The organism is Rhizobium sp. 05N430, assembly GCF_056396985.1.
In genome coordinates, this window is record NZ_JBFTMO010000002.1 from 186,664 (window position 1) to 212,456 (window position 25,793).

A 25,793-nucleotide genomic window follows, 5' to 3' on the forward strand; every position below is an offset into this window, starting at 1 on the left:
ATGTCGCCCGTGAAGAAACTTGGCGACCTTGAACTATTCGGTTCTGATGGATGATCGGCAATGACGCGGAAATTGCCTTCGCGATCCACATTCTGTGCGCAGACGACGCCRGCGTCCGGGCAGCCCACACCTCCGCCTCTATGCCGTTTCGTGAAAGAAATGAAGGCTTTCCGGCGGGCGCATTTTCAAACCCAAATTTCTGATTTTCACAGATTGACCGGCATCGCCAAGATCGATATCCATTATTAAATCAATTTGATTGAGTTCAAATAAAAAAGAGGGAACCTTCATGAACATCACTGGAATTGGGTATCGCAATTTTATCGCGAAGGCGGGCTGGGCGACGACCGCTGCCTATATCGCCCTGTTCGGCGCTTCGAGTGCATTCAGCGCCGAGGCGGTCCTGACAATGCACATTGAGGAGCAGACCAGCTGGGTGCAGAATTTCAATCCGTTCGACCTCGCCGGGCGCCGGCAGAGCACGATGGATTTCATCTATGAGCCACTTGTCATTTTCAACGCCGAGGACGGTGGCAAGCCGGTATGGCGGCTGGCGACGAGCTTCAAATTCTCAGATGACCTCAAGTCTATCACCTATGAACTGCGTCCTGGGCTGAAATGGTCGGACGGTCAGCCGCTGACCTCGTCTGATGTCAAGTATACGATCGATCTGATGCTGAAGAACGCGGCTCTCGATACGGTCGGTGTCGGCGAGACTGTCGCATCCGTTGAGGCGCCATCACCGACCGAAGTCCGCATCAATCTGAAGGACGTCAACTCCGATTTCCCTGAGTCGCTGGCAGATCTGGCCGTCGTTCCTGAGCATGTCTGGAAGGATGTTTCCGACCCGGTCGCATTCAAGAATGAAAAGCCGATCGGATCCGGGCCTCTCACCGAGCTGCGCCGGTTCACGCCGCAGGTTTACGAGCAATGCCGCAATCCGAATTACTGGGATGCGGCGTCCCTTCATGTGGATTGCATCCGGCTACCGCAGATCTCCGGCAACGATCAGATGCTGGCGATCCTGCCGGAAGGCAATATGGACTGGATTGGATCGTTCATTCCGGAAATCAAGAAAACCTTCGTAGCACTCGATCCGGATCATAACGGCTATTGGCAGCCGCCGGCCGAGACGGTCGCCTTCCAGATGAACTTCAAGAGCGCCAACGAGGGCAATCTCGAGGCTTACAAGGACATCAATTTCCGTCACGCATTCAGCCTCGCCATGGATCGGCCGTCGATGGTGGATATCGCCGGGTTCGGCTATCCGGTGGTAAACCTTCATGCCAGCGGCCTGCCGCCGCGCTTCGAAAGCTGGCGCAACAAGGCCGCGGAAGGCGATAAGGACGCCTTCATGGGCTTCGACACGGAGAAGGCCAACAAGGTCCTTGATGACGCGGGCTTCAAGAAGGGCGCCGATGGCTTCCGGACGACGCCAACAGGCAAGGCGATCGCGTTTCCGGTCATCGTTCCAAACGGCTGGACCGATTGGATTGACGCGGTCCAGATCGCCGTCGAGGGACTTCGCGCCATCGGCATCAATGCGTCCGTCGCCACGCCCGAATACGAGCAGTGGCGCAAGCAGATCCTTGACGGAAGTTTCGAGGTGGTCATGAACTCGCGTGCCGACGGGGCGACGCCGTTCCGCGGCTACTATCAAAGCCTCTCGACAGCCTATGCCGGACGCATCACCGGCGCGCCTTCCCGCTATTCGAATCCGAAGCTGGACGCGCTCTTCAGTCAGTATCTGAAGGCCACGACCGATGATGACCACAAGAAGATTTTCAACGACATCCAGCTTCTGGTCGCCGATGACTTCCCGGTCGTACCTGTGTTCAACGGTCCCACCTGGTATCAGTTCTCCAGCAAGCGCTTTACCGGCTGGGTGACGGACAAGGATCCGGTCATGAACCCGGAAGATCATGACAACAACCGGATGCGTCTGATGCATCTCCTGCGTCTCAAGCCGGTTCAATAAGCCGGCCAGGGATAGAGGATATGCGCATTTCGAGCCGGCGCCTCGGCGTCTATGCGGTCGCTCTGGCGTTCGCCGTGTTGATGAACTTCATCCTTCCCCGGCTTATGCCGGGGAGCCCCGTCGACGCCATGGTGGCCCAGCTGGGGCCACGCGCCACGCCGGCAGCCGTGGCAGCGATCAAGGCTCGCTTTGGCGCGGTCGATGCCCCGATGATGAGCCAGTTCGCCGACTATCTGAAGGGGTTGGCCACGCTGGATCTTGGCGTGTCGGTCAAATACTATCCGCAAACGGTTGTTCAGGTTTTGGGCAGAGCCACCATCTGGACAATCTTTCTGGTCGTCACCGCCATTCTCTTTTCGCTATGTGTGGGGGTGGTTCTCGGCGCTGTCGCCGCATGGCGGCGCGGCGGCCGGTTTGACACGATCGTCTCGCCCCTTTCGGTCGTGATGATCTCCGTCCCTCCCGTCATCATCGCATTGACCACGCTTTTCATCTTTGGTGTTTCGCTTCGCTGGTTTCCGGTTGGCTATGCCTATGATCCGAACCTGGATCCGGGTTTCGACTTCACCTTTGCAGGCAGCGTGCTCGTTCACGCCATTCTGCCGGTACTGACGCTGTCGCCGTTTCTCATCGGTGAATTTCAGACGACGATGCGTTCGGCGATGATCTCGGTGCTTGGCGAAGACTACGTCACGATGGGGCGTGCCAAGGGCCTCAGCCACCGTGCCGTGATGTTCGGATACGGCGCCCGCAACGCGATGCTTCCCGTTCTTACCAATCTGGCACTGATGATCGGCGCGGTCTTCGGTGGATCGATCGTCACTGAGATCGTCTTCAACTACCCGGGGCTCGGATTGACCCTCTACACCGCGAGTATCGCGCGTGACTATCCGGTCATTCAGGGCCAGCTGCTCCTGATGACGCTTGCCACTCTCGGCGCCAATTTTCTCGTCGACATTCTCTATGGATCGATCGACCCACGACTGCGGGAGGCAAACTAATGAGCTTCACCCTTGGGGCCATCCTTCGCCAGCGCAAGGCCGTTGCCGGATTGATTATCGTCGCGGCCATCTGGGCGATCGCGCTGCTTGCTCCGCTTATTGCGCCGGGCGAACCCGGCGCGCGTGTCGGCCGCTCCCATCAGCCCCCGTCGATGGAACACGTTCTTGGCACCACGAAGATGGGGCGCGATGTCTATCGCCAGTTTGTCTGGGGTGCGCGAAGCTCGCTTTCGGTCGGGTTTGCCACCGGCATCGCGATCACCGTCATCGGCACCGGTATCGGTCTTGTTGCCGGATATGCCGGCGGAAAAACCGACGCCGCCCTCGATCTTGCAACCAATGCCGTTCTCGTCGTCCCGAACATGCCGTTGCTGATCCTGCTTGCCTCATTCGCGGGAACGGTCGGTCCGATGACGATCATGATGATCATCGCTCTGACATCGTGGCCATGGGGTGCAAGAATGACGCGGTCGCAGACCATGTCGATCAGAAACCGTGATTTCGTGACAGCGTCGAAAATGATCGGCGAGCCGGCATGGCGGATCATCTTCGTCGAGATCCTGCCCAATCTGGCGCCCCTCATCGGTATCAATCTGGTCGGGAGCATCATCTATGCTGTCGTCGCACAGACGACGCTGGAATATCTGGGTTTCGGCGATCCCCTGAAGGTCTCCTGGGGCACGATGCTCTACAACGCGCAGAACGCGTCGGCGATCATGGTGGGTGCGTGGTGGGACGTCGGCGTTCCGGCGGCCGGGATTGCGCTGACCGGTCTCGGACTGGCGCTTCTCAACTTCACATTCGATGAGATCGCGAATCCGCAACTGCGCTCAGGCCCCGCCCTTGCTCGGTGGTTCCGCCTCAATCGTGCCCGCAATCGCGAACTGGAGGCACGCCGATGAGCGACAATCTGCTGGAAATCGAGCATCTCAACATCGACTATCTGGTCGACAAAGGCGAGTTCCGCGCCGTCAACGACGTCTCTTTCAACATCGGCAAGGGAGAGATCTTTGGGCTTGCTGGCGAGTCCGGGTGCGGCAAGAGCACGATTGCCTATGCGATCACCCGGCTCTCCAAGGCGCCTGCGTGGATCACAAGCGGCAGCATCAGGCTGGGTGGAGAAGATCTGTTGCGCCTGAGCGAGCGCGAGCTCCAGAAGATCCGCTGGAAGCGCGTCGGTATGGTGTTCCAGAGTGCGATGAACTCGCTTAACCCCCTGATGCGGGTCGAAGCGCAGTTTCATGACGTGCTCTTCAGGCATACCGGATGTTCGCGCGACCAGTCGAGGGCACGCGGCGAGGAGATGTTCCGGCTGGTGGGCATACCGCCCCATCGCATTGCCGACTATCCGCATCAGTTTTCAGGCGGCATGCGTCAGCGCATCGTCATCGCCATATGTCTGGCCCTCCAGCCCGAACTGATCATTATGGATGAGCCGACGACAGCGCTCGATGTCGTCGTCCAGCGCGAGATCCTCGAGCAGGTCGTCGATCTGCAGAGAACTCATGGTTTCTCGGTGCTGTTCATCACGCACGACCTGCATTTGATGGCGCAGCTGTGTCAGCGCATCGGAGTGATGCTGAAAGGCGAGCTGGTCGAGGTCGGCGATGTCCATCAGGTCAGCACGGCGCCGAAGCACGAATACACGCGCAAGCTATGGAACGCGATCCCGCAGCTTCCCGTCCATGACCTGTCTTCCGGAGTTACAGCATGAGAGCCGAGCCGAGCATATCCACCGCAGCTTTGCCGCATATCCGGCTTGAAAGCATCAACAGGCATTTCGGCCCGATCCAGGCTTTGAGGGACATCAGTTTCTCCCTCTATCCGGGACGGGCTCTGGCGCTTGTCGGCGAATCCGGATGCGGCAAGACCACCTGCGCGCGGATCATCGCCCGCCTGGACAGACCCTCTGGCGGCAAGCTGCTCTTTCGGGGGCAGGATCTGACGCTTCGCGGTACCCCGAAGGAGGAGCGGCGCTACCGCAAGGATGTCCAGATGGTGTTTCAGGATCCGTTTTCCTCCCTGAATCCCGCCTTCAGCGTGAACCATCATCTGTCGCGGCCGCTCGAACTTCACCAGCACGGTCTTTCAAAGCAGGTGCTGGACGAGCGTATCGGGGCACTGCTTGAAAGCGTCGGGCTCGACCCGGCAGTCTCGCGCCGGAAGTTTCCGCACGAGCTTTCGGGCGGTCAGCGCCAGCGCGTCAACATCGCCCGGGCGCTTGCCGTTCAACCGAGCGTGCTCGTTGCCGATGAACCGACGTCGATGCTCGATGTCTCTATTCGCAAGGACATTCTCGACCTCCTGGCGCGCGTCAAAAAGCAAAATGATCTGGCCCTGCTTTACATCACCCATGATATCGCCACCGCGGCCAGCGTTGCCGAGGAAATCGTCGTGATGTTTGCGGGGCAGATGGTTGAATGGGGCGATACGGCAGCTGTGCTTGGCCAGCCGCATCATCCCTACACCCGGCTGCTGCTTTCTGCCGTGCCCGATGGCGGCAGGCCGTTCGTGACCGGCGGAAGTGCGCGCTTTCTTGAACAGGCGGAAAAGGTCCGCAGCCTCAGCCGCCCAGCGTCGGCAGCGATCGATCAGGTGGGCGCGAACCACTTTGTCCGAATGCCCGGCAACACAGCTCAGTAAGGCCAAACTAGAATGGATTATCTCGTCAACCTGTCGGCCTTGCCTGCCGACAACACGTCACAAACCGCCATGACGGAGGCCAAGGTGACAATCAGGCGCGCCTTGCCGCCCGAGCTCAAGCTGATCACAGGCTGGATCGAGGACAAATTTGGAGCGGGCTGGGCCAGCGAAGCAACAGTCGCCATGACCCGCCAGCCGCCCACCTGCTTTATCGCGACGCGCGACGGCGCGCTGATCGGCTTTGCCTGCCACGAGGCCACGGCCCGCGGCTTTTTCGGCCCAACCGGCGTTGATGAAAATGCGCGCGGTCTTGGAATCGGCCGTGCTCTCCTGTTTGCCAGCCTGACCGACCTTAAGTCGCTGGGATATGCCTATGCGATCATCGGCGACGTCGGGCCGTCCGCGTTTTACGAGAAGGCCGTTGCGGCAACGCCGATCCCGAATTCCGAGCCCGGCATTTATGCCGGCATGCTCAAAACTGACCACTGAACCCAAAGGAATAGCCATGTCCGCACCTCAACGCTCCGCCCTGCGGCTGGAGACCATATGGAATCCGCCTTCCGGCAACGCAGAGTTCTCCTATGCACTTCGCCTGAAGCACATGGGAGGCGAACCGCTGACCAACTTCGCCCTCTGTGTCAGCGGGCCGGGACGTGTCGATCCGGCTGGCCGGGTCGAAGGTGCGGTGGTTTCCAAACGTCTCTCGAACTTTACGGAATTCCGTCCGCCTGAAGGCTTCGTGCTTGCCCAGGGAGACACCTGGTCGATCTCTGTTTTTGCGCTGAGCTGGCAATTCCAGCACTGGACGGACGGTGCGACCAACGCCTATCTGGCTCTTGATGACGGGCGCATCATCACGCTTGAATGCGAACCGACACGGTCGTCGGCCAGCAACGCGCCGCTCAAGCGTGGCGCAGAGATCTTTCCGGTGCCTGCCCAGGTGTCTGTTCCCGTTTCCATTATTCCGTGGCCCAGCAAAGTCTCGGTTGGCGCCCGCATGCCGTTGCCTGCAGGCTTTGCCCTGCAGGCTTCCAATGCCGAAGCAGAGGCCGCGGCAGAAAATTTCACGGCGCTGGTGGAGCGGCTGTTTGCCGTCGAGGGGATGGTGAGACCGGCTGCCGAGGGAGGCATGCCTGTCTTGCTGACAGCAGCAGATCTCCCGGGGCCGGAAAGCTACCGTATCCGCTTTCGGGGCAGCAGCGTCGAGGTCGAGGCGGCCGGCCGGACCGGTTTTCTCTACGGCCTCATCACGCTTGGTCAGATTTGGCGGGGCGCAAGGCTGCATCCGCAGGTCTTCCATTTTCCGGGGTCCGGCGAAATCACCGACGAGCCGCAAATGGCCTGGCGCGGGTTGCATCTCGATGTTGCCAGACAATTCTACGGCGCTGCAGAAATCAAAAAGCTGCTCGCGGTGCTGGCGTGGAACAAGCTCAACCATTTCCACTGGCATTTGTCGGATGATGAAGCGTGGCGCGTGGAGATCGACGCCTATCCGGCTCTGACGGAGATTGGCGCCTGGCGCGGCCACGGGCTGGCAATTCCGCCGCTCCTCGGCTCCAGCCCGGCTCGAACGGGCGGGTTCTACACCAAGGCTGCGGTACGAGAGATCGTTTCGCTCGCCTCGTCGTTCGGCATAACCGTCGTTCCGGAGATCGACATGCCGGGCCATTGCTATGCGATGCAGCTTGCCATTCCGGAACTGCGCGATCCGGACGAGATGGGCAGCTACTATTCCGTCCAGGGCTTTCCGGACAATTGCCTCAATCCGGCAAGGGAAGAGACCTACGAGATCGTTGAGACCATTCTCTCCGAACTCATCGACCTGTTCCCTTCGAAGATCATCCACATCGGTGCCGACGAGGTTCCGCTCGGCGCCTGGTCCGGTTCTCCGCAGGCACTGGCAAGGTTGCGTTCACTCGCCGGTGACGAGATCGCCGACAGGCATGCGGAACGGCTGAACGTCATTACCAACGACCATGGCGCCGACGATATTTCTGGGTCGGGTACCGCGGTGCTGCAGGCCGAATTTCTGCAGCGGGCGCAGCGCTTCCTGGCCGCCAACGGATGCACCACCGGGGGCTGGGAAGAAGCAGCCCATGGAGACGTCATCGACAAATCGCGCAGCTATCTCTGCAGCTGGAGAAATGTCGAAGTGGCGGCTGAACTCGCCGCGCAAGGCTACGAAATCGTGGTTTGCCCCGGCCAGGTCTACTATCTCGATATGGCACTCAGGCCAGATTGGGACGAGCCGGGCGCCAACTGGGCGGGGACGTCCGACGCTGAAAAGCTGTACCAGTTCGATCCGGTCGAGGGATGGACGGACGCGCAAAGGAACATGCTTCGCGGGATACAGGCCTGCATCTGGTCTGAACCGATGACCGACCGGGCCGTCTTCGATCGCCTGGTCTTTCCAAGGCTTTCGGCCCTCGCTGAAAACGGCTGGACGAGACCGGAGGCGAAATCCTGGGAGCGGTTCCGGGCGCTCGCGGGATTGATGCCGCTTCTCTACGGCATCCAGCAAGCCTGAAGCCGCTAGCCCAGCGGCTTCTGCAGCACGTCGAAACGGGGGTTCGTTTCGGAAAAGATCGGGAGGGCTGCGGCGCCGAGAATGGCCGTATCCTTCCCGGTCGTGCCGATGGTGACGCGCGGCACGGTCCTTATCTCATCGGGATCGATCGGCACGGGTAGGGGCGCCAGGCAGTCGGCCAGCCGCTGCATCATCAGCGTCGATATGCTGCCGCCGAGAACGATCGTCTGCGGGTCGAAGGCAAGCTCAAGAAAGTCGATTGTCTGCCGCAAGGGCTCGACCGCCAGCGCCAGCCAGTCCTCAAGACCTTTGCCGCCGGCTCTCACCCGTTCGTCGAGTTCGTCGGTCGAAAGCTCGCCTGCATTGCCGATGCCCATGAATTCATAGGCGACCGACGGCGACACATAGCGGTCGAGGCAACCACGTTTGCCGCAGGGGCAGGGCCTGCCGTTGCGTTCGACGACGATATGGCCGATTTCGCCTGCATTGTAGCGGCTGCCCTTGTAGAGATGGCCGTCGAGAAACATGCCGGCACCGATGCCACCGTCGCGGGCAAGGTAGAGATAGACGAAACTGTTGAAGCCGCGGGCGACGCCGTGAAGGCGCTCGCCGATCGCCGCTGCCGCCGCATCGTTCTCGATGAGCACCGGCAAGCCCAGACGGTCTTCAAGCTCGCGTCCAACGGGGAAGCGCTGCCACCCCGGCAGATTTTGCGGGCTGAGCGTGGTCACCCCTCCGTCGGCATAGCGCCCGGGAAGTGCCATGCCGATCCCGAGAAGGCGGCGGCGGTCAAACGCGAATGCTCCCTGAAGCTCGGCGACGACGCCCTCAAGGACAGGAATTGCCTTCTCCGGATCGGCATGGTCGATGTTGTGCTCGACGCGGGCGCAGATGGCCCCGGAGAGATCGGTCAGAATGCCGCTGGCGCGCTGGCTTCCGAGCTCAAGGCCGATCGAATAGGCGCCCTGCGGATTGATCGAGTACGGAATGATCGGCTGTCCGCGCGCTGTCTTCTGCGGCTCGCCGGAAATCAAAAGGTGAGAGCGCGCCAGTTCCTCGACAATGTTGGACACCGTTTGCGTGGTCAGCGCGGTCATCCGCGCGATCGCCGCCCGGGACAGCGGTCCACTGCTGCGGATCGCCTCGATCACAACCCGGCGGTTATGGAATTTCGCTTGCTCAAGGTTGGTGCCCGATATTGTTTTCATGGATCTTTCGTCGCAAATGCAGCGTTACCTTTCCCATGAGACAAGCCCCGGGGAAAGCGCTTTTTTGAGCTTGGACGCGACTTAAAGTATGGGTTTGGGACCGCCGAATTGACCCGGCGGTCCGCTTTCGACGTGACTACTGCTTGTCATTCAGCTTTGCGACGAGAGCGTCGCCGAATTCTGGCGCCGACATCGGCTGCTGGCCGGTGATCAGTTCGCGATCGACGACGACGTTGCTATGCCAGTTGGCGATCGGTTCCACGCGTGCGCTGGCTTCGGCCAGAGCATTGACCAGGTAGAACTGAACGTTGCCACCGAGGCCGTTCGGGCCTTCGAGCGCCTGCTCTTCGCCGGTCAAGAAGATCGTCGCGCGATAACCGGCATAAGGCCAGCCGGTGGTGAGCGAGCTTGCCTTGCCGTCACCTGTGATCATCGAGGCGATGAAGGCATCCGGATGCGGGAGTGCCGAAAGCAGAACGATCGGACCGTGGCAGATGATCCCGGTGGGACGGCCGGTCTCATGGAAGCTCACCAGGATCTTGCCGGGTTCTTATCGTGCATATTGGCCGCGTATCACTACACCGCCGAAACCGCCTCTAGATCCGCCTTTTGGCGAGCAGGTGAGTGGCAGTGGTCCGCGGAGTTATACTTCGAGGGGGCACCGCGGTGTGAGCGGCGCCTTGATTTAACGGTCGATGCCTCGAGCAAGGACCGCATCCATAGGGTTGACGACATCGCGGATCGTAACCAGCGTCGTGAACGATTTCACGTTGCCGTCTTCGTGGAACACTTCCCGCGTGAAGACGTCGTATTGCTCCATGCCGGAAAGCTGCAGCATCAGAATGAAATCAGCCTCACCGGTCACGTAGTTGGCCTGCCGAACCTCCGGCCGCTTTTTGATCTTCCTGATGAACGCCTCGAGTTCGCTACCGGCCTCGCGCTCCAGCGAAACGAGAACGTGAATTGTCAGTGGAAATCCCATCGACGCCGGCCGTACGATCGCGACATCGGCGGCAATCGTCCCATTCGCCCGCATCTGGCGAAGCCTGCGCAACACCGCGCTTTCCGAAAGGCCAACTTTTTCGGCGAGCATGCGGGCCGGCATCAGGTTGTTGACCTGCACCAGCTTCAGCAAAGAGAGATCGAATGAATCGAGGGTAGCGGTTTCCGTCATGAATAGGGAGAATATCGCCTGAAACCGGTAAGGTGCAAGGAATTTCGGCGAAACTCAGCGCGCATAACGCAGTAGCATTTCCGCATGACAAAGAACCTGCCGATCGAAGACGCTCACATTATCCAGACCCGCCTGCATGCCCTTGCGCCGGGATATGCCGCGACACCGCTGATTGCCTTGCCGGAGCTCGCAGCTGCCCATGGGCTGGGTGCGGTCTTCCTCAAGGACGAGGGAGCTAGAACACTCGGCAGCTTCAAATCACTTGGAGGAACCTATGCGGCATTGCGGGCGCTGTCGCGGGCTACCGGTGAGGATTTCGCCGCGATTGCTTCGGGCAAAGTGCCGGCCGGCCGCCTGCCTCAGCTGTTGACTGCGAGTGCTGGAAACCATGGCCTGGCCGTTGCCGCCGCCGCTCGTTTTGCTGGCAGCCGCGCCCGCATCTTCCTCTACCCCGACGTCTCTCGCGCCCGCCGTGATCGCATCGTTGAGATGGGTGCGGAGATCGTCGACATCGATGGAACCTATGACGACGCTGTCGACGCGGCAAAGAAGGCGGCCAAAGACGGTGCCGGCATTCTGGTGGCCGACACCTCCTCCGATCCCGATGACCCGATCGTGAGCGACGTGATCGCAGGCTATGGCGTGATCCCCCAGGAAATCAAAGAGCAGATTGGGGAAGGGCTGCGTCCGACGCATCTTTTTATCCAGGCCGGTGTCGGCGGTCTCGCGGCGGCAATGACGACAGGCCTCAAGGACTGGCTCGCGCAACCGGCAAGGATTGTCGTCGTAGAACCCGCGACAGCGGCATGTGTCGATGTGGCAATCCGCACAGGCAATGTCGAGCGGGTGCCTGGCGATCTGACAACGTCCGCAACGATGCTTGCCTGCGGCGAGGCAAGCCGGCCGGCATTGAAACTGATGGCCGGGTTTATCGACGTTGTGACCGTTGAAGAGGATCGTCTCACCAACGAACCACTCTTGCTGGAAGCCGCTGGCGGCCCCCCGACCACGCCGTCGGGCGCAGCCGGTCTCGCCGGGCTTCGCCGAGCCATTGCAAATCCCGAAATGGCAGTCCGCCTTGAACTCGACGCTTCGAGCCGCGTGCTGTTGTTCGTGACCGAAGGACCTCTCAACGAAGAAACCTAAAAGGGGAATGACATGAAAAGCATAATAATTGCCGCGACGATTGCGGGCGTGCTGGCCACGCCGGCATTGGCGGATATGACCATCGGCTGGGCCGGCCCGGTCACAGGCGGCAGCGCCGCTGTTGGCGAACAGAACCTCAATGGCGTCAAGCAGGCGATCGAGGATATCAATGCCGCGGGTGGAATTCTCGGCGAAAAGATCTTGCTGCAGACGGAAGATGACGGTGGCGATCCCAAGCAGGCCGTCTCGGTCGCCAATCGGCTTGCGGCATCCGGCATAAAATTCGTCATCGGGCATCAGAATTCCGGTGCCTCAATCCCTGCCTCGGATGTCTATGCCGAGAACGGCATGTTCCAGATCACTCCGGCATCCACAAATCCCAAGCTCACGGAACGCGGGCTCTGGAACACCTTTCGCACCTGTGGGCGTGACGACCAGCAAGGGACCGTCGCAGGGAACTATCTGATCAAGAATTTCACCGGCAAGAATGTCTTCATCGTTCACGACAAGACGCCCTACGGTCAGGGTCTTGCCGAAGAGGTAAAGAAATCGATCAATGCCGGCGGCCTGACCGAGACTGGCTACGAGGGTATCACTGTCGGCGACAAGGATTTCTCGGCCCTGATCGCCAAGATCAAAGAGACCAAGGCTGATGTCGTCTATTTCGGCGGCGTCTACACCGAGGGAGGTCTCATTCTTCGTCAATTGCGTGATCAAGGGGTCAAGACCCCGATGATCGGCGGAGACGCGATGTTCTCGGGTGAATTCGCGGCTATCGCCGGGCCGGAAGCCGACGGCACATTGATTACCTTCGGCCCCGATGCACGTCAAAACCCCGCGGCTGCGGAGGTTGTGAAGCGCTTTGCCGGGAAGAAGATCGATCCGGAAGGCTTCACGCTCTATGGCTACGTGGCGATGCAGGTCATTGCAGCCGGCATCAAGGAAGCCGGAAGCGCCGATCCACAGATTGTCGCAGACAAGCTGCACGGCGGGCTGAAAGTCGATACCGTCATAGGCCCTCTCTCCTACAACGAGAAGGGCGATATCACGCGGCTGGACTTCGTCTTCTACGAACTGAAGGGTGGCAAGTTCGAGCAAAAGAATGCCGAATGATCTTGTCCGGGCGCCGCTCCAGCGRCGCCCTCTTGCTCGGGAGTGGACTATGAACAGGTTCGAGACAATCGAGAGGGAGATGATCGAATGGCGGCATCACCTGCACCGCAATCCCGAATTCGGCTTTGAAGAAATCAACACGGCAGCGTTCGTCGCCGAGAAACTTCGTTCATGGGGCATCCAGGTCATAGAAGGCGTTGGAAAAACCGGCGTTGTCGGCAGTTTGACGCTGGGAACCGGAAAGCGCGCCATCGCGCTTCGTGCCGACATGGATGCGCTTCGGATCAGCGAGAGGAGCGACCTTCCCTACCGGTCGCAAGCCTTAGGCACGATGCACGCCTGTGGCCATGACGGACATGTCGCAATGCTACTTGGTGCTGCCCGTATCCTGGCAGAAGAGGGTGGCTTCGACGGCACGGTTCGCTTCGTCTTTCAGCCGGCTGAGGAATGGGGCAGGGGCGCTCTTTCAATGCTGGACGACGGCCTCATGGCCCGGTTCCCTTTTTCCGAAGTCTACGGCATCCACAACATGCCGGGTATGCCGGTGGGCCGGTTCGCGACGCGAATTGGCTCAATCATGGCCGCCGAGGACATATTCGAGATAAGGCTGGACGGAACAGGCGGCCACGCGGCGCGACCGCACCATACCAATGAAGTGCTGGTTGCAGCCTGTGCGCTCGTTGTGAACCTGCAGACGATCGTTTCTCGACGGCTCGACCCCGCAGATATGGCGGTTGTATCGGTCACTGAACTTATTGCCGACGGTACACGTAACGCTCTCCCGGGTACCGCAACCATACTCGGCGACGCGCGTAGCATGCGGTCTGAGGTCAGCGCGGAGATTGAGCGCCGTATGCGCCAGATCGTTGATGGGACTGCTTCGGCCTATGGTTGTTCGGCATCGATCGACTACGGCCGTGAGTTCGTTCCACTCGTCAACACATCCGAGCAAACGCGCGTTGCACTGGAGGCTGCCGCCTCCGTTTTCGGACCTGGGGCGGTGGAAGACGATATTGCGCCTATCGCCGCCTCCGAAGATTTCGCCAGGCTCCTGGAGAAAGTTCCCGGTAACTTCGCCTTCATCGGCAATGGAGAGACGTCAGCTCCCCTGCACAATCCCAGCTATGACTTCAACGACAATGTGCTTCGGCAAGGGGCTGAATATTTCGTTGCCGTCGCGAGACAACGGCTGCGATAACGCTCACAATTCTTGCCGCAAATCGCGTTCTCATCGACAGGGTCGATGCCGGCGCCGAAACGAATGGTCATTCCACCTGCATATCGAGTTGCTGGGCAATGTTTTCATAGTGGCGGGATGAGGCGGCGTTGCCCTGCTTGGCATATTGCGAGCCGACCGCTCGCGCTGCCTTTGCCGCCGCGCGGAACGCATCGATCCGAACCTGCGGTTTGAGATTGGCATCGCCACCGATATCGCCATCGTTGAAGCGGCCAACGCGATAACCATCATGATCGATCACACCGATGACAGGCACGCCTGCTTTCATTTCGCCATAGAAGGCAGGACCGGCGCGATCGCCGTCGCGCCGTCGCAGCATGCCAAGTCCGGATGCCTTGTTCGCGGTGCATAGTCCTGTCCAGTAGGTGGGACCTGCAGTCAGAGAGATGGGGGAAATGAATTCGCAGCGGCTGGTCGGGTCCTTGGACCAGTTCGAACCGGACGATGCCTCCTGCGCCAACAGCGCTGGTGCCCACAACAGGGACAGGGTCGCGGCCACTGCGGATATGGCCCTGAATGACCTCGGATACGGCATTGCTATCGTCTCTCTCATTTCGCCGCGCTACGACCGTGCCATTAGGGCCGCAACGTCGAGCATCCGGTTGGCAAAGCCCCATTCATTGTCGTACCAGCCAAAAACCCGCAGAAGGCCGCCAGCGGAAACCGAGAGTTCCGGTCCTGAGACGACCAGCGATTCCGGCCGGGCGCGCAGATCGACGGATACGAGCGGCTTTTCGATCCAGCCGATGACGGGCGACGTGGCGATTGCGCCCTTGAAGCGTTCGCGGGCTTCGGCTAGGGTCGGCGCCTTCTCCAGCGACACCGTCAGGTCGATCGCCGAGACGCTTGCGGTCGGAACGCGGATGGCCCGGGCTTCGATCTTTCCGGCGAGGGATGGCAGGACTTTGCCAACCAGCTTGTGGGCGCTGGTGCTCGTCGGCACCATAGAGAGGGCTGCCGCGCGGCTGCGTGCAAAATCGTCCCGCGGCTGGTCGACGGTCGGCTGGCTTCCGGTATAGCAATGAACCGTCGTCATCTGCCCGCCAGTGATGCCGAAGAGGTCATCGACAGTCTTCAGCAGGGGTGCCAGCGCGTTCGTGGTGCATGATGCATTGGATATGATCTTGTGGCCGGCAATCATCTCTTCGTTGGCGCCAAGCACCACCGTCGCGTCGGCAGATTCCGCCGGACCCGAAATCAGGACACGCTTTGCGCCGGCCTCTAGCGCCCGGGAGACGTAATCGCGGGTATAAGGCTGGCCGGTGCATTCGAGGAAAATATCGACGTGCGATAGATCGAGGGCGCGAATATCCCGCTCGTTGTGGAAAGGTATCGAACGCTCGCCGATCCGCAACGCGCGAGCCTCGGCCACCACGTCCTCCGGCCATGGGCCGAAGACGCTGTCATACTGGAACAGGTAGGCGCAGCTTTCCAGCGGAGCGATGTCGTTGACGAGGACGACCTCGATATCGCGGCGCTCTTTCAGCAGGATGCGAAGAACAGAGCGGCCGATGCGGCCAAAGCCATTGATAGCAATTTTCGGCTTCTGTTTCGTCACGCGCTGGGCTCCTGCGATTATGTGATGAGGCCTATGACAACCGTGAGCGATGCGCAATATCAAGGCGGTCGCTGCTACTGCTTCCAAGCGCCGCGGCGATCGCTTGGACGGGTGAGGAGCCGCCGCCTGACCGATCAGAGGCAGGTCCTATTTTTCGTAACGATCGCATAAGCTTAAGATGTTTCTGGTTTTTTATCGACAAAAAACACTTGCTATACAGGGTTATGCGTGGCGAGCGCATCGTCATCGCCGGCCCGTCTGGCTCCGGCAAGTCGACGATGATCCGTTGCATCAACCGTCTGGAAGAGCACCAGAAGGGTCAGATCGTCGTCGATGGCACCGAGCTTACCAACGACCTGAAGAAGATCGACGAAGTGCGCCGCGAAGTCGGCATGGTGTTCCAGCACTTTAACCTCTTCCCGCACCTGACGATCCTGGAAAACTGCACGCTGGCGCCGATCTGGGTGCGCAAGATGCCGAAGAAGCAGGCGGAAGAAGTCGCCACGCACTTCCTGAAGCGCGTCAAGATTCCGTAACAGGCCAACAAATATCCGGGCCAGCTCTCCGGCGGCCAGCAGCAGCGCGTGGCGATCGCCCGTTCGCTCTGCATGAATCCGAAGATCATGCTGTTCGGCGAGCCGACCTCGGCGCTCGATCCTGAGATGGTCAAGGAAGTGTTGGCTACGATGGTCAGTCAGGCCGAAGAAGGCATGACCATGCTCTGCGTAACCCACGAAATGGGCTTTTCCCGCCAGGTCGCCAACCGCGTCATCTTCATGGACCAGGGCCAGATCGTCGAACAGAATTCGCCGGCTGAGTTCTTCGACAATCCGCAGCACGAGCGTACCAAGCTGTTCCTCAGCCAGATCCTGCATTAGACGAGTGTGCGGCGCAGGTCACGTATGAGGTCATCGGGCACACCGGCTCCGCAACCCTGACGCGGATCGGCGCCCGGCGCGGGATAGCCGCCCGTAAAAATCACCACTTCAGATATGCTTAATATCTAATTAACGGTGTCCGGATAGTGTTTCGCGAGGGCGCAAGGCGGGCGGTTCAGGATCGTCCCGATGCCGGTAATCGTGGGGTCACTGAAACATGTCCAGCTTTCCGAAACTCGGTTTTGATGCGTCGTCCGTGCTTGAGGCGCTGAGCCGCTCGCAAGCCATCATCGAGTTCGATCTTTCTGGCAACATCCTGACTGCCAACGAGAATTTTTGCAAAGCTGTCGGTTACCCGCGCTCCGAGATCGTCGGCCGCCATCACAGCATGTTCGTGCTGCGCGATGAGGCAGCATCGACGGAATACAAGGCGTTCTGGGCAAAGCTGGCGCGCGGAGAGTATGATCAGGGCCAGTACCGGCGTCTGGCGAAGAATGGCCAGGAAATCTGGATCGAAGCCTCCTACAATCCGGTCTTCCGCCGCGGCAAGCCCTACAAGGTGGTGAAGATCGCCACCGATATCACCGCGATCAAGCGCAAGAGCGCCGAAGACGAAGGAAAGCTGGCGGCGCTGTCGCGTGCGCAGGCCGTCATCGAGTTCACACCCGATGGCACGATCCTGAAGGCCAACGAGAATTTCCTCGGCGCGCTTGGCTACGAGGCGTCCGAGATCATCGGCAAGCATCATGCGATGTTCTGTGAGGCGGGCTACGCCCAATCGCAGGAATACCGGGATTTCTGGGCCGAACTGCGCTCGGGTAAATTCTCCACCGGGCAGTTCATGCGGCTTGGCAAGGATGGCAAGCGCGTCTTCATTCAGGCGTCCTACAATCCGATCATCGACCACAAGGGCGAGGTCTTCAAGGTCGTCAAGTTTGCGATCGACGTGACTGACCGGATGGATGCGGTGGAAGAGCTTGGCGCGGCGCTCGAACGGCTGTCGCAGTGCAATATCCGCGTTACGCTCGACAAGCCCTTCGTTGGTGAATTCGAACGGCTGCGCCGCGACTTCAACAAGTCGATCGGCGAGTTCCAGAAGACGCTGGTCAATGTTCTCGGCCAGACCGGTGATCTCAGCAAGAGCAGCCAGGAGGTGCGCGAGGCTTCCGAGCATCTTGCCGAACGCTCCCGTGAGCAGGCAGCAGCCCTTGAGGAGACGACGGCGGCACTCGGCGAGATCACTGCCACCGTCCGCTCGTCATCGGAAAACACCAAGGAGACCCGGCAGCTTGTTCAAAGTGCACGGGCTTCGACCGCAGCCTCGACCAAAGTTGTGGAGCAGACCGTCAACGCGATGCAGCGCATCGAGGCGGCCTCCCGTGAGATCAGCCAGATCATCGGCGTGATTGACGAGATCGCCTTCCAGACGAACCTTCTGGCGCTGAACGCCGGTGTAGAAGCGGCGCGCGCCGGCGAGGCCGGCAAGGGCTTTGCCGTCGTTGCTCAAGAAGTGCGCGAGCTTGCCCAGCGCTCGGCGAATGCGGCGAAGGAAATCAAGGCACTGATCAACAATTCCGGCACCGAGGTGCTCGAAGGCGTCCGGCTGGTCGGTGAGACCGGCGAGGCACTGAAGCAGATCGACGTTCTCGTCAAACGGATCGACGGCAATGTCGACAGAATTGCCCATGCGGCCGACGAGCAGACGGCGGGGCTTGGCGATATCAGCAAGGCAGTCGAGCGGCTCGACCAGATGACGCGCGAAAATGCGGCGATGAGTGCGCGCACGACGGCGATCAGCAGCACCTTGGCGCTCGGCGCCGATGCGCTGTCGCAGCTCGTCAGCCTCTTCAAGCTGAACCGCCGTGCGGTGATGCGCGACGACGGCTCTTCGGTCAAATCGAACTATCAGGGGCCCCGGAACCCGCAGACCAGCCGTTCGGCCGCCTGACACGCCTTCGATTGGATGACTTGCCAGCTGGCTGGATAGGCCTAATCTCCGCGGCGTGTTTCGCTCGGAGATCAGCTGTGTCTGCAATCAAAGCTGCTGCCATTGCCCTATTGACCGCACTCGCCCTGACCACGGCGGCAAAAGCCGCCGAGCGCTGGGAAACGCTACCCAGTTTTCCACCGATGCCGCCCGCCAAGGCCAGCGGCATGGCACCGGTCAACGATATCAAGATGTACTACGCTGAGTATGGGGAGGGCGACCCTATCCTCTTCATTCACGGCGGTCTCGGCAGCGCCGATGTCTGGGGCAATCAGGTCGCGGATTTTGCCCGGGATCATCGGGTGATCGTTGCCGACAGCCGCGGCCACGGCCGCTCGACGCGCAGCGCCCAGCCCTTCGGCTACGACCTGATGACGTCCGACTACGTGGCGCTGCTCGACTATCTGAAGCTGGACAAGGTCACGCTCGTTGGCTGGTCCGACGGCGGCATTATTGGCATCGACATGGCGATGACGCATCCGGAGAAGCTGACGCGGGTCATTGCCCAGGCGGCGAATGTCACGACCGATGGCGTCAAGGCCGACGTGATGACCAACAAGACCTTCAGCGACTATATCAATGCCGCGGGCGAATCCTACAACAAGCTGTCGCCGACGCCGAACGAATATGACGCGTTCGTCAACCAGATCTCGGCGATGTGGGCGAGCCAGCCGGCCTGGACTGCTGCGAATCTCGCCAAGATCGCCGTGCCGGTGACGCTGGCGATCGGCGACCACGACGAGGCCGTCAAACTTGATCATACTGAGATGATGGCAAAGGAAATTCCGGGCGCCAAACTGGTGATCCTCAAGGATGCCAGCCATTTTGCGATGCTGCAGGATCCGGAAGGCTACGACGCGATGATCCGCAATGCGATTGCCGGGAAGTAGGGATTCTGCCTGAAGAAAAGGAGGCCCGCCGAATTCCGGTTCAGCGGGCCCCGCATTGGTGTCGGTCATCTGTCCTTTTCACCATAGCCAAATGGATATGGGAGACGGCTGCCGCTTCGGCAATTCGTCCGAAAGGCGTAGCACCGTTTACCCCCTGCCGCTCCGGCGCAGTTTCGCGCAAGCATGATCTAATATAATTGCCCGGCACGAACAGAGGGCGGTCGATGCGGCGATCCCTTAGATGGGTGTTTGCATACCTCATGGCGGCCGGTCTCTCACTGGCCGGTCCTTCCGCTGGCGCGCGCGACGCGGCCCCCTGGAACCGCCAGGATGCGGCGCTTATCGTCGATGCCTATGAGATGAACGCGATCGACTGGGATGCTCTGCTCACCGACAAGCGGATCGCCGGGATGATTTCCAAGGCCTCGGACGGGCTTCCGGAAGTGTTTGATTGCAGCGGCGAGCATCGCGGCGATACCGTCGCGCATTGCAAGACGATGTGGCGCAAATATGCGGTCAGCCGCGAGCTCTATCAGACCCGGAAATTCATTGCCAAGCAGAGCGGGCTGCTATGGGGCGCCTATCATGTCGCCAGACCCGGCAACCCGGTTGATCAGGCCAACCACTTTCTGGACTACGCAGAGCCCGGCCCCGACGACCTGATGGTCCTCGATCTCGAGGGGCTCGACACCGATCAGTTCATGTCGCTGTCTGATGCGCAGATCTTTGCCGGGCATATCCGAACCCGCACCGGCCGCTATCCGATCCTTTACGTCAACCACGCGACCGCCCGCTATATCGCCGCCTACCGGCAGATCTATCCGGTGCTGGCACGGCTGCCGATCTGGTATGCGCGCTACAAGCCTGATGTCGGCGGCACATTTCCGATGGGCAACTGGCAGCAATATTTCCTGTGGCAATTCTCCTCGGCGTCGAACTGCTCGACGAGACGCTGCCCCTACCGGGTGCCGGGAACGCTGACGGATATCGATGTCAACCTCGCCTCAGTAAACCGGGAGGAGCTGAAAGCCATCTGGCCGCAGGGCCGTCTGCTGCCGCCCGGAGATCCCGATCCGCCGCTGATCCTGGCAAAGATCGAGCTCCCCGGCGTGTTCGACCGCTTGATTGCGGCCGACACGATCATCACCGCGGCAATTCCCGGCGACGGGGGCCGGTAGCCCGGGTTAGCCCTTGGCTGCCTTTTCGGCTTCCATCTCGGCAATATCCTGGAACCGGTCGGCGATGCGCGCATGCGGCCGGCCGCCGTCGGCCGCGCCGATCGCGACGATGATTTCATCAGCGCCCGGGGCATCGGCAATCATGAAGTTGGCGGTCAGGAAGTGTGAGCGCTTGCCGCTCTCGCTCTTGTGCATCATCGGCAGCGATAGCAGGGCGCCGGGGCCGTTGCGGGTATTGGCGAATTCCAGATAGTTGGTGCCGCCGATCGCCTCGCGGAACGGGTTGCCAAAGCGCAGCGTATGGATCATCGCCGAGGCATGTTCGATCTCGCCGTTGATGCCGACCGCTGCCGCCTTGCCGCAGGCCTCGATCTTCTCGGCATCCATCTGCCGCAACAGGCGGCTGGTCATCTCGTGGCTGAGTTCGCCGGCAATTCGGATGATCTCCGGCCGCAGGTTCTCGACGAAGCCGCGCCCGGCCCAGGGGTTCTGGATCACTGCTGCCACCACGACCATGGTCACCGGCCGAGGCGCTGCCTTGCCGCCTTCGACATGCGTTTCTTCGAGGAAGGTGGAAATCTTTCTGATGCCGAGTGTCATGCCTTGCGCCGATACGAAATGTTGAAACTGGCTAGAAGCCTAGCGGCTAAACGGCGAACGTCTTCCTTTGATCGGCGGAAGCGGATGGCTTCAGCTTCCATCGAAACGGAGTAGATTTCTATTGAGGCCGCGCGCATGATACGCGCCAGCCGGGGGGAGCGAGGCAGGTTGGATCAGAAGTCTCAGATATTGGCGCTCCGCGACGTCGCGAGCCAGATCAACAGCGGCGGCGACCTTCAGACCGTGCTGCAGCACCTGATCGCGGCCGCCTGCCGTCACGCCCATTGGTCGCTTGGTTCGATCATGGGCATCGATGCGGCGCACGGCTATGCCTATGTCATCGTCCGCTACGATCCGACGCTGATCGAACGCCAGCTGCCGGACCGATGGGAACTGGCGACAAGCCCGTCGCTGATTGCCCTGCAGCGCAACGAGCCCGTCTATATCCGCGACGCGCGCGAGACGGCCGAGTTTCCGGGTTATCGCAAGGAAGCCTTCGAGCGCGACTACCGCACGGTCGTCGTGATGCCGATGAACTGCCGGGATGCCGAGGGCCGGCCGATGGTGCTGAGCGTCATCTCCCGGCAGATCACCGATGTCACCGAAGACGACCTCGCCTTTCTCGGCACCATCATTCACATGGGCGCCATCGCCGTCGAGCGCGAGCACCGGCTTGAGGCAGAGAAGCGCGCGGCGCAGCGGCTGGAGCGGGCGCTGCAGGCGCATACCTCGCTGCTCGAACATGTGCTTAGTGACGGTGCGGTTGCGCCGCTGTCCGCGATGGTCGGCATGATGCTGCCGAACCCGACTGTGGTTGTCGATTTCACCGCCAATCAGGTGATCGCGGGGCGGCCGCCAAATGGGCTTTATGACGAGGCCTCGTGGCAGGAGGCCGCGTCCACCGTCTTTGCCCGGCCGCTAATGAAGGCGGCGCGCGAGGCGATCGATCGTGGCACGACCGATGCCGCGAGCCTGTTTCTCGATGATGGCACGCAGCGCTTCAAGATCTCGGCCCGCATCGAGGCACTGATGGTCGATAACCAGCTGGTGGGGGCCTTGATCATCTTCCCCACCTCGCGCGAGTTCAGCGATCTCGATCTCCTGATGCTCGACAGCGCCAAGTTCGCGCTCAGCGTCCAGATGATGCGCAGTTTCATCCGCTTCCGGTTTGAGACCCGCACACAGACCGAGCTGTTCTTCGAGATCGTCGAGGCCAGATGGCGCAATGCCGGAGATGTCGCCCAGCGCGCCCAAAGGCTGGGGCTCAATTTCGCGACGCCGCAGCAGATGATCGTCATCGATTTTCCCGACAAGACGAAGGCGTTCGGCGGGGCTTCCGTCGATGTAGAACACACCCTTGCACGCATCATGCAGCAGGCATCGCTGCAGGCGAGCCTGATCGCGATTGATGGCGGCGTCGTGTGCCTGGTTCCGCATGATCCGAGCAAGCGGCAGGAACGCACGGCCAAGCTGACACGGCGGATTGCCGAGGAGCTCGGCCGCTATTTCGACGAGCCGCCCGTGGTCGTCGCGGGTAACCGCTGTGCCGCGCTTTCCGATTATCCCGCCGCCTGGGAACGCTGCAGCCGGATGATCCGCATCGGCCGCTCCTTCGGGCTGACAGGCGCCGTTTCCGCTCAGGATTTCGGGCCGCTGCCGATGCTGGTTGCGGCGTCCGAAGCCGGCGACGTGCGCAGCTTCGTGCAGGAAAGCGTCGGCGCCATTGCCGAGCATGACCGCGAGAACGGCACGCCCTATCTCGAGACGCTGTCTACCTACCTGCAGGAAGGCTGCCGCAGCCAGGCCTGCGCCGATACGATGGGCCTGCATGTGACGACGTTGCGCTATCGGCTGTCGCGCATCCAGGAACTCTTCGGCGTCGATGTCGAGATGCCGGAAAAGCGCTTTGCGGTCGAACTGGCGATCCGCCTGCATGGCGTCATCGACAACCGCGCAACGGCCGGAAAGTAATCTCCCACAGCCCCGTTATCCTCGCTTGCAGTGCTTTCGCGCGGCCACTTTCCCTCTCCTATGGATCGCAGCAGAAGTTTTCCTGCCTTTCCTTTGAAGGCGCGGAAGAACCACCGGACAGGCAGCGATAGCCTCCTCTTCAACAAACGGAGGAGGCACGAAAGCATGGCGGAGATAGCGGCAAAGACGGATGCGCCGATCGATCCGATCGCACTGCGCCGGGCCTTCGGAACCTTCGTGACGGGCGTCACCGTCATCACCACCCGCGATGAGGACGGCACGCCGCGCGGCATGACCGCGAATTCCTTCACCTCGGTTTCGCTGGATCCGCCGCTGCTTCTGGTCTGCATCGCCAAGTCCGCGTCCAGCTATCAGGCCTTTACGGGTGCCGGTTGCTTTGCAGTCAATATCCTCCATGAAGGCCAGGTCGATGTATCGGGTACCTTCGCCTCGAAGTCGCCGGACAAGTTCCAGTCCGTCACCCACGACCATATCCATACCGGTGCGCCTGTTCTGACGGATAGTCTCACCTGGTTCGACTGCACGACCTTCAGCTCGGTTGATGCCGGCGATCACACGGTTCTGATCGGCCAGGTCAGGGCTTTCGGCACCAGCCCGACCGCGCCACTCGGCTTCTGCCGCGGCCGCTATGCCAGCGTCAAGGATCCGCTGCCATCCGGCTGGCTCGCTTCTCATGGCATGATCATCGGCTACCTGATCGAAGCCGGCGATGGCCTGCTGCTGCGGGCTGACGGAAAGGGCAGCTGGGTGCTTCCCTCGGCGCGCCGCCGCAAGGCTGACAGCCAGCTGGTCGTCGAAGGCGGCGATGCACTGCGGCTGATGCCGGACGAGACCTTCCTCTACTCTGTCTTCGACGTTGCCGACAGCGATCCAGGCTATCTCGTCTATCGTGCGCGGCTGGCGGGCGAGGGGGAGGGCGTCAATCTGCCCGCCGATCTCCGTTTCTTTGCGATCGACGATCTTCCCTACGAGACGATCGCCACCCACGAACTGCGTTCGATGCTGCGCCGCTATGTGCGCGAGCGGCAGGCAGGCCGGTTCGGCATCTACATGGATTCCGACGATGGCGGCCGCGTCGCGATGATCGACGGCGAAGCCCGTGCCTGGATCCAAGCCTCCCAAGACCAAGGACAGTGACATGAAGACGACAGTCAGCTCCATCGAAGGTTCGCGCCAGGGCCTGTTCATCAACGGCGAATTCGTAGCGCCGAAGAACGGCAACTATATCGCAAGCTATGATCCGACGACCGGCGAGCGCTGGTGCGATCTGGCGGAGGCCGATGCCGATGATGTCGCGGCTGCCGTTGCCGCAGCAAATGCTGCCTTCCGCAACCCCGCCTGGCGCCGCATGACGCAGACCGATCGTGGCGCGCTGGTGCGCCGTCTTGCCGAGCTTGTCCGGGCCAATGCCGATACGCTGGCCGAGATCGAGACGCGCGACAATGGCAAGCTGCTGAAGGAAACGCGGGCGCAGATGCGCTCGATGCCGGATAGCTATCACTATTTCGCCGGCATGGCTGACAAGCTGCAGGGCGACACCATCCCGATCAACCGGGTCGATACGCTGAACCTCAACCTGCGCGAGCCGCTCGGCGTCGTCGGCATGATCACGCCCTGGAATTCGCCGCTTATGCTGCTCACCGGCACGCTGGCGCCGTGCCTGGCGATCGGCAACACCGTCGTCATCAAGCCCTCCGAACATGCAAGTGCCTCGACGCTGGCGCTGGCCGAGCTGATCCATGAAGCGGGCTTTCCCGCAGGCGTCGTCAATGTCGTCACTGGTACCGGTAAGAGTGCGGGCGAGGCGCTGACACGCCATCCGGGTGTCTCGAAGTATGTCTTCACCGGCAGCACCGCGACCGGCCGCCGCATCGCCGGCAATGCGGCGCAGAACCTCGTGCCCTGCTCGATAGAGCTTGGCGGCAAGTCTCCGCATGTCGTGTTCGGCGATGTTGAGATCGAGCATGCGGTCAACGGTGTCGTGTCCGGCGTCTTTGCCGCGGCGGGCCAGACCTGCGTTGCCGGTTCGCGCTGCTTCGTCGAGGCCAGTATCTACGACAAGTTCATCGATGCACTGGTTGCCCGCACCGCCCGCATCCGTGTCGGCCTGCCGACGGTCGAGGAGACGGATATCGGTCCGCTGGCGCTCGCCGACCAGCTCACCAAGGTCGAGGGCTACGTGGCATCCGGCGTCAAGGAAGGCGCGAAGATCGCAGCCGGTGGCCGCCGTCCCCAGAAGGAAGGCCTGTCGAGCGGCGGCTGGTATTTCGAGCCGACCGTCATGGTCGATGCGCAGAACGACATGAGCTTCATGCGCGACGAGATCTTTGGCCCGGTGGTCGGCGTCATGCCGTTCCGCGACGAGGCGGAGATGATCGCGCTCGCCAATGACAGCCATTACGGCCTCGCCTCCGGCATCTGGACCAAGGATATCGACCGGGCACTTCGCTTCGCCAATCAGATCGAGGCTGGAACGGTCTGGGTCAATACCTACCGTTCCGCCTCCTTCATGTCCGCCAATGGCGGCTTCAAGGAGAGCGGCTATGGCCGCCGCGGCGGTTTCGAGGTGATGCACGAATTCTCGCGGTTGAAGAACGTCATCATCGATTACTCCGGGGCAATGCAGGACCCCTTCGTCATCCGTCTGAAGTGACGGCACAGAAGAAAATTCAGCCCGAACGGG

The 25,793-nt window shown here is 61.0% G+C and carries 23 protein-coding genes and 1 pseudogene; 17 read left to right on the forward strand and 7 right to left on the reverse strand.

The window, feature by feature from the left end; genetic code table 11:
- Positions 1–138: 138 nt before the first annotated feature.
- The gene (locus AC1DJO_RS04740; RefSeq protein ID WP_477969489.1) at positions 139–291 is read right to left on the reverse strand and encodes a hypothetical protein; all 153 of its coding nucleotides are present in this window, start codon (positions 289–291) and stop codon (positions 139–141) included.
- On the opposite strand from AC1DJO_RS04740, the gene AC1DJO_RS04745 reads away from it, so the two are divergent.
- The 7 genes from AC1DJO_RS04745 to AC1DJO_RS04775 are packed head-to-tail and all read left to right on the forward strand — an operon-like array spanning position 290 to position 8,149.
- Positions 290–1,978 carry an ABC transporter substrate-binding protein gene (locus AC1DJO_RS04745; RefSeq protein WP_112388771.1) on the forward strand — a complete coding sequence of 563 codons (1,689 nt, stop codon included), beginning with the start codon at positions 290–292 and terminating at the stop codon, positions 1,976–1,978. The genes AC1DJO_RS04740 and AC1DJO_RS04745 overlap by 2 nt on opposite strands.
- Before the next feature lie 20 nt (positions 1,979–1,998).
- Positions 1,999–2,979: an ABC transporter permease gene (locus AC1DJO_RS04750; protein ID WP_112388770.1), complete on the forward strand. Its 981-nt coding sequence runs from the start codon at positions 1,999–2,001 to the stop codon at positions 2,977–2,979.
- Entirely contained in the window at positions 2,979–3,881 is a 903-nt protein-coding gene (locus AC1DJO_RS04755) for an ABC transporter permease (protein WP_112388769.1), read from the forward strand. The genes AC1DJO_RS04750 and AC1DJO_RS04755 overlap by 1 nt, the downstream gene beginning before the upstream one ends.
- A complete protein-coding gene (locus AC1DJO_RS04760) occupies positions 3,878–4,693 on the forward strand; it encodes an ABC transporter ATP-binding protein (RefSeq protein WP_112388768.1) in 816 nt (271 codons plus the stop codon). The genes AC1DJO_RS04755 and AC1DJO_RS04760 overlap by 4 nt, the downstream gene beginning before the upstream one ends.
- Complete coding sequence (locus AC1DJO_RS04765) at positions 4,690–5,622, forward strand: ABC transporter ATP-binding protein (RefSeq protein WP_112388767.1); 933 nt, start codon at positions 4,690–4,692, stop codon at positions 5,620–5,622. The genes AC1DJO_RS04760 and AC1DJO_RS04765 overlap by 4 nt, the downstream gene beginning before the upstream one ends.
- A 12-nt stretch (positions 5,623–5,634) precedes the next feature.
- Positions 5,635–6,111: a GNAT family N-acetyltransferase gene (locus AC1DJO_RS04770; protein ID WP_112388766.1), complete on the forward strand. Its 477-nt coding sequence runs from the start codon at positions 5,635–5,637 to the stop codon at positions 6,109–6,111.
- A 16-nt stretch (positions 6,112–6,127) separates the two neighbouring features.
- Entirely contained in the window at positions 6,128–8,149 is a 2,022-nt protein-coding gene (locus AC1DJO_RS04775; RefSeq protein ID WP_112388765.1) for a beta-N-acetylhexosaminidase, read from the forward strand.
- 5 nt (positions 8,150–8,154) lie between these two features.
- Here the strand turns inward: AC1DJO_RS04775 and AC1DJO_RS04780 are convergent, their stop codons facing one another.
- The 3 genes from AC1DJO_RS04780 to AC1DJO_RS04790 all read right to left on the reverse strand — a co-directional run bounded on the left by AC1DJO_RS04780 (position 8,155) and on the right by AC1DJO_RS04790 (position 10,531).
- The gene (locus AC1DJO_RS04780; RefSeq protein ID WP_112388764.1) at positions 8,155–9,357 is read right to left on the reverse strand and encodes an ROK family transcriptional regulator; all 1,203 of its coding nucleotides are present in this window, start codon (positions 9,355–9,357) and stop codon (positions 8,155–8,157) included.
- 136 nt (positions 9,358–9,493) lie between these two features.
- Entirely contained in the window at positions 9,494–9,889 is a 396-nt protein-coding gene (locus tag AC1DJO_RS04785) for a type 1 glutamine amidotransferase family protein (protein WP_310290686.1), read from the reverse strand.
- A gap of 153 nt (positions 9,890–10,042) precedes the next feature.
- Positions 10,043–10,531, reverse strand: coding sequence for an Lrp/AsnC family transcriptional regulator (locus AC1DJO_RS04790; protein ID WP_112388763.1), 489 nt, complete (start codon positions 10,529–10,531; stop codon positions 10,043–10,045).
- 84 nt (positions 10,532–10,615) lie between these two features.
- On the opposite strand from AC1DJO_RS04790, the gene AC1DJO_RS04795 reads away from it, so the two are divergent.
- Genes AC1DJO_RS04795 through AC1DJO_RS04805 form a run of 3 tightly spaced genes read left to right on the forward strand, consistent with a single transcriptional unit; the run spans position 10,616 to position 13,988 of the window.
- Positions 10,616–11,677, forward strand: coding sequence for a pyridoxal-phosphate dependent enzyme (locus AC1DJO_RS04795; protein ID WP_112388762.1), 1,062 nt, complete (start codon positions 10,616–10,618; stop codon positions 11,675–11,677).
- 12 nt (positions 11,678–11,689) lie between these two features.
- The gene (locus AC1DJO_RS04800) at positions 11,690–12,790 is read left to right on the forward strand and encodes a branched-chain amino acid ABC transporter substrate-binding protein (RefSeq protein WP_112388761.1); all 1,101 of its coding nucleotides are present in this window, start codon (positions 11,690–11,692) and stop codon (positions 12,788–12,790) included.
- Positions 12,791–12,839: 49 nt separating this feature from the next.
- A complete protein-coding gene (locus AC1DJO_RS04805; RefSeq protein WP_112444410.1) occupies positions 12,840–13,988 on the forward strand; it encodes a M20 aminoacylase family protein in 1,149 nt (382 codons plus the stop codon).
- Between the two features lie 67 nt (positions 13,989–14,055).
- Here the strand turns inward: AC1DJO_RS04805 and AC1DJO_RS04810 are convergent, their stop codons facing one another.
- Both AC1DJO_RS04810 and AC1DJO_RS04815 read right to left on the reverse strand, forming a co-directional pair.
- Positions 14,056–14,346: a hypothetical protein gene (locus AC1DJO_RS04810; protein WP_477831170.1), complete on the reverse strand. Its 291-nt coding sequence runs from the start codon at positions 14,344–14,346 to the stop codon at positions 14,056–14,058.
- Between the two features lie 243 nt (positions 14,347–14,589).
- Positions 14,590–15,585 carry a type I glyceraldehyde-3-phosphate dehydrogenase gene (locus tag AC1DJO_RS04815; protein ID WP_112388759.1) on the reverse strand — a complete coding sequence of 332 codons (996 nt, stop codon included), beginning with the start codon at positions 15,583–15,585 and terminating at the stop codon, positions 14,590–14,592.
- Between the two features lie 218 nt (positions 15,586–15,803).
- Here AC1DJO_RS04815 and AC1DJO_RS04820 point away from each other — a divergent pair.
- From AC1DJO_RS04820 to AC1DJO_RS04835, 4 genes and pseudogenes are all read left to right on the forward strand, one after another.
- Positions 15,804–16,463, forward strand: a pseudogene (locus tag AC1DJO_RS04820) (amino acid ABC transporter ATP-binding protein); the annotation flags it as partial.
- A 217-nt stretch (positions 16,464–16,680) separates the two neighbouring features.
- Positions 16,681–18,411: a methyl-accepting chemotaxis protein gene (locus tag AC1DJO_RS04825; RefSeq protein WP_112388758.1), complete on the forward strand. Its 1,731-nt coding sequence runs from the start codon at positions 16,681–16,683 to the stop codon at positions 18,409–18,411.
- Between the two features lie 86 nt (positions 18,412–18,497).
- Positions 18,498–19,340, forward strand: coding sequence for an alpha/beta fold hydrolase (locus tag AC1DJO_RS04830; RefSeq protein WP_112389043.1), 843 nt, complete (start codon positions 18,498–18,500; stop codon positions 19,338–19,340).
- A 260-nt stretch (positions 19,341–19,600) separates the two neighbouring features.
- Complete coding sequence (locus tag AC1DJO_RS04835; RefSeq protein ID WP_112388757.1) at positions 19,601–20,518, forward strand: glycoside hydrolase family 25 protein; 918 nt, start codon at positions 19,601–19,603, stop codon at positions 20,516–20,518.
- Positions 20,519–20,524: 6 nt separating this feature from the next.
- Here AC1DJO_RS04835 and AC1DJO_RS04840 read toward each other — a convergent pair whose 3' ends face one another.
- Entirely contained in the window at positions 20,525–21,118 is a 594-nt protein-coding gene (locus AC1DJO_RS04840; RefSeq protein WP_112388756.1) for an amino acid synthesis family protein, read from the reverse strand.
- Positions 21,119–21,286: 168 nt separating this feature from the next.
- Between AC1DJO_RS04840 and AC1DJO_RS04845 the strand changes: the two genes are divergently transcribed.
- The 3 genes from AC1DJO_RS04845 to AC1DJO_RS04855 all read left to right on the forward strand — a co-directional run bounded on the left by AC1DJO_RS04845 (position 21,287) and on the right by AC1DJO_RS04855 (position 25,763).
- Entirely contained in the window at positions 21,287–23,089 is a 1,803-nt protein-coding gene (locus AC1DJO_RS04845) for a helix-turn-helix domain-containing protein (protein WP_112388755.1), read from the forward strand.
- Positions 23,090–23,254: 165 nt separating this feature from the next.
- Entirely contained in the window at positions 23,255–24,247 is a 993-nt protein-coding gene (locus AC1DJO_RS04850) for a flavin reductase (protein WP_112388754.1), read from the forward strand.
- 1 nt (position 24,248) lies between these two features.
- Positions 24,249–25,763: an aldehyde dehydrogenase gene (locus AC1DJO_RS04855; RefSeq protein WP_112388753.1), complete on the forward strand. Its 1,515-nt coding sequence runs from the start codon at positions 24,249–24,251 to the stop codon at positions 25,761–25,763.
- Positions 25,764–25,793 lie beyond the last annotated feature (30 nt).

Excerpts from the sequence above, each read along its gene's own strand:
- AC1DJO_RS04745 (WP_112388771.1), top strand. The coding sequence starts at position 290 with ATGAACATCACTGGAATTGGGTATCGCAATTTTATCGCGAAGGCGGGC.
- AC1DJO_RS04740 (WP_477969489.1), bottom strand. The coding sequence starts at position 291 with ATGAAGGTTCCCTCTTTTTTATTTGAACTCAATCAAATTGATTTAATA.
- AC1DJO_RS04750 (WP_112388770.1), top strand. The coding sequence starts at position 1,999 with ATGCGCATTTCGAGCCGGCGCCTCGGCGTCTATGCGGTCGCTCTGGCG.
- AC1DJO_RS04755 (WP_112388769.1), top strand. The coding sequence starts at position 2,979 with ATGAGCTTCACCCTTGGGGCCATCCTTCGCCAGCGCAAGGCCGTTGCC.
- AC1DJO_RS04760 (WP_112388768.1), top strand. The coding sequence starts at position 3,878 with ATGAGCGACAATCTGCTGGAAATCGAGCATCTCAACATCGACTATCTG.
- AC1DJO_RS04765 (WP_112388767.1), top strand. The coding sequence starts at position 4,690 with ATGAGAGCCGAGCCGAGCATATCCACCGCAGCTTTGCCGCATATCCGG.
- AC1DJO_RS04770 (WP_112388766.1), top strand. The coding sequence starts at position 5,635 with ATGGATTATCTCGTCAACCTGTCGGCCTTGCCTGCCGACAACACGTCA.
- AC1DJO_RS04775 (WP_112388765.1), top strand. The coding sequence starts at position 6,128 with ATGTCCGCACCTCAACGCTCCGCCCTGCGGCTGGAGACCATATGGAAT.
- AC1DJO_RS04780 (WP_112388764.1), bottom strand. The coding sequence starts at position 9,357 with ATGAAAACAATATCGGGCACCAACCTTGAGCAAGCGAAATTCCATAAC.
- AC1DJO_RS04790 (WP_112388763.1), bottom strand. The coding sequence starts at position 10,531 with ATGACGGAAACCGCTACCCTCGATTCATTCGATCTCTCTTTGCTGAAG.
- AC1DJO_RS04795 (WP_112388762.1), top strand. The coding sequence starts at position 10,616 with ATGACAAAGAACCTGCCGATCGAAGACGCTCACATTATCCAGACCCGC.
- AC1DJO_RS04800 (WP_112388761.1), top strand. The coding sequence starts at position 11,690 with ATGAAAAGCATAATAATTGCCGCGACGATTGCGGGCGTGCTGGCCACG.
- AC1DJO_RS04805 (WP_112444410.1), top strand. The coding sequence starts at position 12,840 with ATGAACAGGTTCGAGACAATCGAGAGGGAGATGATCGAATGGCGGCAT.
- AC1DJO_RS04810 (WP_477831170.1), bottom strand. The coding sequence starts at position 14,346 with ATGCTGCGACGGCGCGACGGCGATCGCGCCGGTCCTGCCTTCTATGGC.
- AC1DJO_RS04825 (WP_112388758.1), top strand. The coding sequence starts at position 16,681 with ATGTCCAGCTTTCCGAAACTCGGTTTTGATGCGTCGTCCGTGCTTGAG.
- AC1DJO_RS04835 (WP_112388757.1), top strand. The coding sequence starts at position 19,601 with ATGGCGGCCGGTCTCTCACTGGCCGGTCCTTCCGCTGGCGCGCGCGAC.
- AC1DJO_RS04840 (WP_112388756.1), bottom strand. The coding sequence starts at position 21,118 with ATGACACTCGGCATCAGAAAGATTTCCACCTTCCTCGAAGAAACGCAT.
- AC1DJO_RS04850 (WP_112388754.1), top strand. The coding sequence starts at position 23,255 with ATGGCGGAGATAGCGGCAAAGACGGATGCGCCGATCGATCCGATCGCA.
- AC1DJO_RS04855 (WP_112388753.1), top strand. The coding sequence starts at position 24,249 with ATGAAGACGACAGTCAGCTCCATCGAAGGTTCGCGCCAGGGCCTGTTC.